This is a genomic window from Streptomyces sp. NPDC093591, from assembly GCF_044764885.1.
In the GTDB taxonomy this organism is placed as follows: domain Bacteria; phylum Actinomycetota; class Actinomycetes; order Streptomycetales; family Streptomycetaceae; genus Streptomyces.
Map to the genome: position 1 here is coordinate 189,319 of NZ_JBIWIY010000022.1, position 7,882 is coordinate 197,200.

The 7,882-nt window shown below is 62.2% G+C and carries 8 protein-coding genes; 7 read left to right on the plus strand and 1 reads right to left on the minus strand.

Annotated elements, in window-relative coordinates:
* Positions 1–208 precede the first annotated feature (208 nt).
* From ACIREI_RS38820 to ACIREI_RS38835, 4 genes are all read left to right on the plus strand, one after another.
* Positions 209–832 carry a macro domain-containing protein gene (locus tag ACIREI_RS38820; RefSeq protein WP_403343577.1) on the plus strand — a complete coding sequence of 208 codons (624 nt, stop codon included), beginning with the start codon at positions 209–211 and terminating at the stop codon, positions 830–832.
* Between the two features lie 184 nt (positions 833–1,016).
* Positions 1,017–2,183, plus strand: a complete 1,167-nt coding sequence (locus tag ACIREI_RS38825; protein ID WP_403343538.1) for a hypothetical protein — start codon at positions 1,017–1,019, stop codon at positions 2,181–2,183.
* A 96-nt stretch (positions 2,184–2,279) separates the two neighbouring features.
* On the plus strand, positions 2,280–3,155 hold the full coding sequence (locus ACIREI_RS38830; RefSeq protein ID WP_403343541.1) for a hypothetical protein: 876 nt from the start codon (positions 2,280–2,282) through the stop codon (positions 3,153–3,155).
* A gap of 235 nt (positions 3,156–3,390) precedes the next feature.
* Positions 3,391–3,924 carry an NUDIX hydrolase gene (locus ACIREI_RS38835; protein ID WP_043407174.1) on the plus strand — a complete coding sequence of 178 codons (534 nt, stop codon included), beginning with the start codon at positions 3,391–3,393 and terminating at the stop codon, positions 3,922–3,924.
* Here the strand turns inward: ACIREI_RS38835 and ACIREI_RS38840 are convergent.
* A complete protein-coding gene (locus tag ACIREI_RS38840) occupies positions 3,902–5,242 on the minus strand; it encodes a hypothetical protein (protein WP_403343542.1) in 1,341 nt (446 codons plus the stop codon). The two genes, ACIREI_RS38835 and ACIREI_RS38840, sit on opposite strands and share 23 nt — an antisense overlap.
* 113 nt (positions 5,243–5,355) lie before the next feature.
* Here ACIREI_RS38840 and ACIREI_RS38845 point away from each other — a divergent pair, with 113 nt between their 5' ends.
* The 3 genes from ACIREI_RS38845 (at position 5,356) to ACIREI_RS38855 (ending at position 7,143) form a co-directional block, all read left to right on the plus strand.
* Positions 5,356–5,598: a hypothetical protein gene (locus ACIREI_RS38845; RefSeq protein ID WP_403343545.1), complete on the plus strand. Its 243-nt coding sequence runs from the start codon at positions 5,356–5,358 to the stop codon at positions 5,596–5,598.
* Positions 5,599–5,794: 196 nt separating this feature from the next.
* On the plus strand, positions 5,795–6,238 hold the full coding sequence (locus ACIREI_RS38850; protein ID WP_403343547.1) for a glycine-rich domain-containing protein: 444 nt from the start codon (positions 5,795–5,797) through the stop codon (positions 6,236–6,238).
* 68 nt (positions 6,239–6,306) lie between these two features.
* Positions 6,307–7,143: a protein kinase gene (locus ACIREI_RS38855; protein ID WP_403343549.1), complete on the plus strand. Its 837-nt coding sequence runs from the start codon at positions 6,307–6,309 to the stop codon at positions 7,141–7,143.
* Positions 7,144–7,882: the final 739 nt, after the last annotated feature.

Below are 7,882 nucleotides of genomic sequence, written 5' to 3' on the forward strand. Positions count from 1 at the left end.
TCGACGTTTGTGGCGTAAATTCGGCGGCAACCTTATCGTGTCATTTGGCCTGGTCGCCAGCATCCCTCAGCTTATTCTGACATTGTGGCCCAAGTCTGAAATACCACGAGGTCCGACTCTGGCCATTATTGCACTCACATCAATCGCTTCGAGCATAGCGCTATCTCTACCCAAAAAGTCAAGTGCGCGGGAATTCGATAGACCTCAGATGACTATCGAGGTCAAGGTGGGAGACCTATTCGATGAGCCTGCGCACTTAGTCATCGGTTTTAACGACGTATTCGACACCGACTCTTCTGATGGTGTCGTAATCTCACCTCGAAGCGTGCAAGGGCAATTTCAGAACAGGATCTATGACGATGATCTAGACCGACTGAATGGCGATCTTGAAGCAGCACTCTCAGGCGTCCCTGTCAGCCGTATGGAATCGCGCCGAGATAAGCTACGAGGAAAACTGTCGAGGTACCCAATCGGCACAGTCGCCGCCCTAGGCAGCCCAGATCGGAGGTACTTTTGTTTGGCGTACGGGCGCATGAGAAACGACTTGACTGTACGCTCATCAACGGATGATCTTTGGAAGAGTCTTGAAAGCCTATGGAGATCTCTAGACACGCTGGGACAGCGCGAACCAGTTGCCATGCCTGTGATCGGCTCTGAAATGGCGCGAGTAAATCACCTGGATCGAGAGGTCCTACTTCGAATGATTCTGGTGTCGTATGTGGCATATTCACGGCAAAGTCTAGTCAGTAAGAAGTTGACGATTTTGATTCACCCTCAAGACGCCCATCTCGTAAACATGCTGGAAGTGGAAGCTTTTCTTCGCGTCTTGTAAAGGTCCCCATGCGCCGGCCTACGGAGCAATGATCACGCGCACCAAAGCAGCTCCAGCCCAAAGTCGCTCATCGGGCCTGGAACCGGACATCCAAGCTTGAAATTCCTGGCAAGGCCAAAAATGATCTTCCTGGCGCTATATGATCTGCATCTCTCATAGAAGCCCCGCATGGAAGCTGAGAAGAATGACCAGCAGCACAGAAGAGGAAACAAGCTCTAGCAGCCGATCCAAATTTCTTTGCCGTAGTGCAACCGTTCTCCTTGCACTACAACGCGAGATCAATGACCGCGCTGCCGAGATCGAGAATGTCCGAAATCACCTTGAGGAAGATCCTCGTGTCATCTGGGCAGAGCTAGAAGAAGATCAGAATTCCGATTTCATTACAGTTTCTAACTTCTTTCCGGATGCCGACCGCACTAGGCCGAGTCACATAATCAAGGGTTCCGATGGTTTCCCTGTAATGAGATTCGATCAACCAATCGTTTTCAAGGCTGCCGTCCCCATCAAGAACCAGCCACAACATCACAATGCCGACGACATCCCGACTGACACTTACTGGGTTGCATGGAACGGCGTGGTGGCGCTGGTCATGTGGAGACATGAGTCGGGAAGATCCCCCCTGTCTGGCGGCCACATCGCCTTCGACATTCTCGAAAAGGCTGTAAACGGATGCGGACACACTCTCTATAATCAGGCATGCTCCCCTGAGTGTGAAAACATCTTTATGCACACAAATCTCCTATTGACGCCAAGCGAGGAATGCAATAGGACTCATTTCGTAAAACGCAACGAAAGTGACATCCACCTCTTGTTTGCCGAGTGGGAGGATGAAAAGGACTCACTGATCGACTTATTTCTCGACCTGGGTAGCTCGTACGAGAATTTCGCACGTCAAAAAAATACTGGGCGTCGGATAATCGATCTAGAATCCGAAGCGTATACTCAGCTTCTACACCTACTCTCGCACTACGCCGAGCATGCTCAGATATCAACCAAGCCTCTTTTGCGTCGCCTTATCGCTCGCTGGCACGGGCGTGGCTGGAGGTCGGAAGTCCGACTTCTCAGTTCGCATATATGGCTCTGCATTTCCGGTATCGAGATCCTTAAGCGGAATTGGATCGACGAGAAGAAGGCGTTTTATGACGATGTCGAAGAATCAGGGCTAGAGGAAATATTCGCTATCGACTACGGGGATGATGTTGAAAGAATCGAAACCCTGGATCTGACTAGACTCGATAGTATTTGCAGCCAGATGGAATCAAGGATCGACAATACGGCTTTGTCGTGGACAACCGTCGGCGGAGCCATGGCCGGTGCCATCACGGGCTCTCTGGCATCTCTCCTCTTCTAGGATGAGTCTGACCGCGAACCCAACTTGGGAAGCCCCACGGGACCAGCACCGCTGACAACACTCCTCCATGTCAGTGTCTGCCGCTAACCTGATGGCATGGCACTTCGAACCATTACGTTGAGCGTCCTAATCGCGTCCCCAGGCGACACGGCAACCGAGCGCGACACCGTGGAAGATGTAATCCGTAGCTGGAACAGTGATCACACCCTGCAAAGGAGAGTTCACCTCCTACCCCTGCGTTGGGAGATGGGTGGTGTGCCGCTCGTGGGTCAGCAAGATGCGCAGGAGGTGATCAACGAGCAATTCGCCGATGCTGCCGATATCGTCATCGCCGTTTTTAATAGCCGCCTCGGCCAGGCCACGAAGCGTGCAGCCTCGGGTACAGCTGAGGAGATTCTCCGGGCCCGCGATCGTGGCGCCGCCGTGCACGTCTTCTTCTCTGACGCACCAATCCCCCGCGACCACGATCCGGAACAGCTCAAAGCGCTGAACGCTTTCCGCAAGGAGCTACGGGAGCACGGACTGACTGGCAGCTACGCGTCGCCTGACGACCTCACCGCCAAGGTGCGGACGTGCTTGGAGCGTGACGCTTACACGATCGGCGATGTGGGCGGAGATGATGCTTCCTCCTCGCGCTCCGGCGCCGTACTGCGCTCCAGCTACCTGTATGAGACGGAGCCTACGCAGGACAGGAAAGGTCGCCTCAAAATGCGACGAACCAAGAGGCGCCTCCATGTTGAGAATCTGGGGGATGCAGCCGCAGAAGATGTCGTCCTGGAAGTCAAACCTGTTGGGGAAGGGAACAGTCCGGTACCGCTCCGGCCCCTAACTGCCGGCCGTATCCCACCTAAAGCTCACGTCGACTTCCCGATTGCACTCGACATGGGCACCGCAACTCAGGGGACCGTTACCCATCGATGGACTGAGGGCGGGAGGCCCCACTCTGAAGAACAGACGATCTCTTGGACGTAAGAGGATCGGTCTGACCGGAGCCGTCGGATACTGGCCTCGGCAGTTCATGACGGCTCATCAGTTCAGCCCGTGGGCCATCAGGAGTGCCGAGACACCTCCGCCTGTCACTCGGCCGCTCCAACCGGAGCGCGAGGCGCGCACGGGGATCTCGTCAAGGTGACGCGAAAAAGGCTGAACTTGTGCCGCCTCCGAACCGGTCTGAGATCCTGGAGACCGATCGAGAGGGGTCGCAGGTATGGAGTGGAAGACGCACGGTGAGCGCCAGATCTACACGAACAAGTGGGTGAATCTGTGTCTGGTGGACGTCCAGCAGCCTGACGGGCGCAGGTGGGAGTACCACGTTGTTCGTCTGCGGCACCTGGCCGTGGCCGCCGTGGTCAACGACCGCCAAGAGGTCCTGATGATGTGGCGGCACCGCTTCATCACCGATTCGTGGGCCTGGGAGTTGCCCATGGGCCTGGTCGAGGAGGGCGAGACCCCGGAGGAGGCGGCGGCACGTGAAGTGCTGGAGGAGACAGGGTGGCGCCCTGGCCCCATCAAGCCCCTGATCTACGCCGAGCCGGCCAACGGGATCACTGACTCACAGCACCACGTCTTCCGAATCGACGGCGCCACCTACGCTGGCCCGCCCACGGAGAAGAACGAGTCCGACCGCATTGAGTGGATTCCCCTCTCAGAGGTACGGGGCATGATCGATCGCCGAGAGGTCGTGAGCAGCGGCTCACTCGTCGGTCTGCTCTACCTGCTCATGGACGAAGCGATCCGCTGACCGGTGGGAGGAGTTCCCGTAGCCGCGCCTCGAAGGCCAGGGCTACGGGCTCGTGCCTGTGTGGGGCCAACTGGTCGTAGAACTCCCTGAGATGGCCTGACACGCGTTCGGAGGCCACTGCCGATGCCGGTTCCAGTGCTTGCGTGGCGGTGTGGCACGCCTGGTCCAGCTTGCCCTGATCCAGCTGCGTACGGGCAAGCCAGAACGAGTGAAACGCTCGGCCGCGCTGGTTGGTGCGGGCCTCGCGCCGCAACGCGTCGGCGATCAGGGGTTCGGCGGTGGCTGCTTCGCCCAGTCGGCCGTGAGCGATCCCCGTGTCCACGATCAGCTTCGTCTCGTCGAAGTACGACACCCAGGACGGGTCTGGGTCACTCACCCGAATCCGCTCGAAGTGGCGGTGCGCCTCCCCGATCGCTTGGTGTGTGGAGTCCCGGTTGCCGAGAGTGGCGTGAGCGAAGGCTTCGCGCATCGACAGCATGGACAGGACCCGTGGGGTGGTGTCGACGGCCGAGCGGGCCTGGTCCTGGGCGGCCGTCACGAAGGCCAGCGAGTCAGCGGGCTTGTCCTGGTACGTGCCCTGCAAGCTCATGCAGGCAAGGACGTTGGCCATGAACTGACGGTCGTCGATCTCCTTCGCCAGCTGCAGGGCCTCGGTGAAGTACGCGCGGGCCTGGTTGTACTGGCGGGCGTCGAAGTAGGTCCAGCCGGTGAGGCGTGCCAGCTCAGCCGCGATTCCGTACAGGCCGTTCTGGATGGACGGCGGTCGGTGCTCCTTCAAGAGACCGACGACATGGCGGAGCTGGCCGACGATGGCCGGCCGTAGTGCCTCACCTCCGTGCTGGTCGTCTCGTCGCCAGTAATCCTCGATGGAGGAACGGAAGGCTTCAAGGGTGGCTGCGTTCAGGCTCGTTCGCGTGGCCAGGGCCAAGATGCTGTCCACGTCCGGGCCAGGTAGAGCCGCGGGAGTCTGCGGCTCGGGCTCCGGCTCCTGGGCTACCTCTCGCTCGGTGGCCACGAGGGCTTGAGGTGTCTCCCACACCCGACGGGCGAGCCCCAGCATGTGCCCGGGGATGCGCAAACCGTCCGCAATGCGCTCGATGACGTCCATGTGTTGCAACTGGCGTTGCCCGGCGATGACTTCGCCGACACGGCTAGGAGTCAGCTCACAGCGTCTGGCGATCATGGATGGGTAGATGCCCGCCTTGGTCTTCACCAGCCGGAAGACTCTGGCGAAGTCCCGCACTCGGCACGCGTCGATCATGTCGGGATCGGTGAGCAACCTGGCTGGCAGTTCAAGCGGCCGGTCTGCGTCGGGCATCGGCAAGCTCCCACACTGCGAGGGCTACGCAACGTCGCTAGTTCTCTACTTACCGCGATGTTACCCAAGTTGGGTAATCAGCCTGACCTTTTGGCGGCGGTCCCCGAATCGCGATGCTCCTGTCCATGGCGAGCAACCAGCAGACCAGACCAGGCATCGGTGAACTGGCGAAGGACACCGCCAGGAACCGCATCGGCGTCGTCACGGGCACGGTCGGCGGCCGTGTGCAGATAAGGCCGATTGGTGGCGGCGCGGAGTGGGACGCCATGCCGGAAAACGTGAAGCCGCCGAGTGCGCGAGAGGAACTGAGCGCACGCCTGGCCATCAGGAACGGCAACAGTCGGGACGGGCTGTGATGCGCGTTATCGGCCGGTACGCAGGAGTCCTGTTCATCGTCGTGATCAGCGGCTCGTGCGGCCTGGTGATCGGCATGGCTCTCGCCATGGGCCAGTAGACGGGCTGCCCCGGACGGGGGCCATTCCCCGGTTCCCCCCTTCCCCGTTCGGGGTCGGCCATCCAACCCACGCACCGTCACACACAAGGAGTTGACGCATGACGGCAACGGCGAACGATCAGAAGAGCGGTCGCGCGGTGGCTGGTGAGGAGCTGTTCGAGAGCCTCACCCACTTCGTGGTCGTCCACAACGGGCAGTCACGCGAGCGCGCCGAGCGGATCGCGGACCAGGCGGTCGCCTTCCTGGTCACGGCAGCCACGGCCACCGTCCCCATGGTCCCGTCGGACGACGTGGACCTCGGTCTGCACGCGCTCATCCTGCACACGAAGGATTACGCGGAGCTGTGCGACCGGTACGCGGGCCGCTTCCTGCACCACAACCCGAAGCCGGGCGGCGGTCCCCGCGACCCGGAAAAGGTCATCACCTCGGCACGCGCCATGAAGGCGGCCGGGTTCATGGTCTTCGACGACCTGTGGACCGTGGACGGCAGGAACCTCGCGCAGTGCGACTCGGACTGCGGCCGCCCGTACGGTCAGGCGTAGCACACGACAGCAGCGACGTGGCCGGCCCCGACTCGTGGTCGGCCACGTTCGCCGGAAGGAGAAGCGAGTTGCCCGGCTCAACGCCTGAACTGCCGATCGTGGCGCTCGACGCGCTCATGCCCACGGCTTGGCGACTGGTCCTCAATCGTCGGGGCTCCATGGTCTGGGAGGTGGAGGGTCCTCGGGGCCACCACGCCGTGAAAGTCGGCTATCCGATCGAGGCCACGGCCGACTGGCCCGCCCAGCCCTGGACTGCTCTTGCGCCTGCGCGCGAGGGTGTTGTGCTGTATCGCCTCGGCTTCACTGACTTCGCGTACGGCGAGTGGGAAGACGGCACCTGGAACTTCCAGCCGTGGCGCGAGGGACCGGACCTGTACCAACTGTGGGAGCCCTGCCGTAAGCCGGACTCCTCCATCGCACCGCGCACCAGCGTGGCGCTGGGCTGCGTCGAGGCACTGGCCGAACTCCACGCCAAGGGCTGGGCACACGGTGACGTACAGCCCGCCCACTTCATCATCGGGCCCGAGCGGACGCACCTCATCGACCTCGCCCTTGCGCGGGGCGGAGATGTGCCTGAGAGCTACGACTTCCCGTTCCGCGGCTGCCTCGTCCACTACGAGGCACCGGAGATCGCCCGCAGCGTGCTCGACACCGGAGTGGCCGAGCCGACGCAGGAAGCCGACATCTACGCACTCGGTGCTTCCCTGCTGATCTCGGCCACGGGCTGGCGGGCGGTCGAGTACCCGGACGACGCTCCGCGCCCCGTGCAGCGAGAGGCCGTGGCGAATGGTCGGCGTCGGGCAGTGAGGGCGCCTGGCGAGCTGGGCGATTTGATCGACGCGATGCTCAGCCATGCTCCCGAGGATCGCCCCACCATCTACGAGGTGGGTAAGGCCCTGAGCTGATCCCGAAGCCTCGGTTCATCCGGCGTCTCTCGCGCGGCTGAACCCAACTGCAAAAGACCGGACCACCCCTTCAGCCTGGACAGCAATGCGGGGTGGTCCGGTCACGGAAGCCCTGATCAGGACCCCGGTGCCGATGGTACCGGGGTGGTTGGCGTGCTCGAACGTGGGTGCGGCTGCGCCAACCCCGGCCTCTTGTGTCGAGTCAGAGGGGATGACTGTTGCCGTTCGGCCGATTGACGCCCAGCTCTGACCTGAGCCACCGAAAGTCAGCCACGACGGCGGGGGCGCCGGCCGAACACCCGTCACGTGTGTTTCCAGCAACCCCCTACCAACCTCAGCCACGCTTCCCTCATGCGTCACGGCCCCTCGCCTCCATCCCGGCCTGGGCGTTGTCGACGTGGCCGCCTGACGCCTGGGCTCTGCCTGCGCCTCGGCGGTCATTCGGCTGTAGAGCGTGGCCGGTTGGGTCGGCGTGGCCGCACTTGGTCGGTGTCGGCCTGGTCCTGCTGCTCGGAGTGGTCGAGTTGTTTCCTGGTCCAGCTGTCCGCCTTGGTCATGCTGCGCGCTGAGTGGCGGGGGGCCGCCGGAGCGGTGGCGGAGACATGGAGCGGCGGGGGGCCCCGGCCCCCCCCCCCCCCCGGCCCCCCCCGGGGGGGGGGGCGGGGGGGGGGGGGCCCCCCCCCGGGGGGGGGGGGCCCAAAACCCCCCCACAACCGCCGCCCCCCCCCCGGGGGGGCAA

Excerpts from the sequence above, each read along its gene's own strand:
- ACIREI_RS38850 (WP_403343547.1), top strand. The coding sequence starts at position 5,795 with ATGACGGCAACGGCGAACGATCAGAAGAGCGGTCGCGCGGTGGCTGGT.
- ACIREI_RS38845 (WP_403343545.1), top strand. The coding sequence starts at position 5,356 with ATGCTCCTGTCCATGGCGAGCAACCAGCAGACCAGACCAGGCATCGGT.
- ACIREI_RS38820 (WP_403343577.1), top strand. The coding sequence starts at position 209 with ATGACTATCGAGGTCAAGGTGGGAGACCTATTCGATGAGCCTGCGCAC.
- ACIREI_RS38830 (WP_403343541.1), top strand. The coding sequence starts at position 2,280 with ATGGCACTTCGAACCATTACGTTGAGCGTCCTAATCGCGTCCCCAGGC.
- ACIREI_RS38835 (WP_043407174.1), top strand. The coding sequence starts at position 3,391 with ATGGAGTGGAAGACGCACGGTGAGCGCCAGATCTACACGAACAAGTGG.
- ACIREI_RS38840 (WP_403343542.1), bottom strand. The coding sequence starts at position 5,242 with ATGCCCGACGCAGACCGGCCGCTTGAACTGCCAGCCAGGTTGCTCACC.
- ACIREI_RS38825 (WP_403343538.1), top strand. The coding sequence starts at position 1,017 with ATGACCAGCAGCACAGAAGAGGAAACAAGCTCTAGCAGCCGATCCAAA.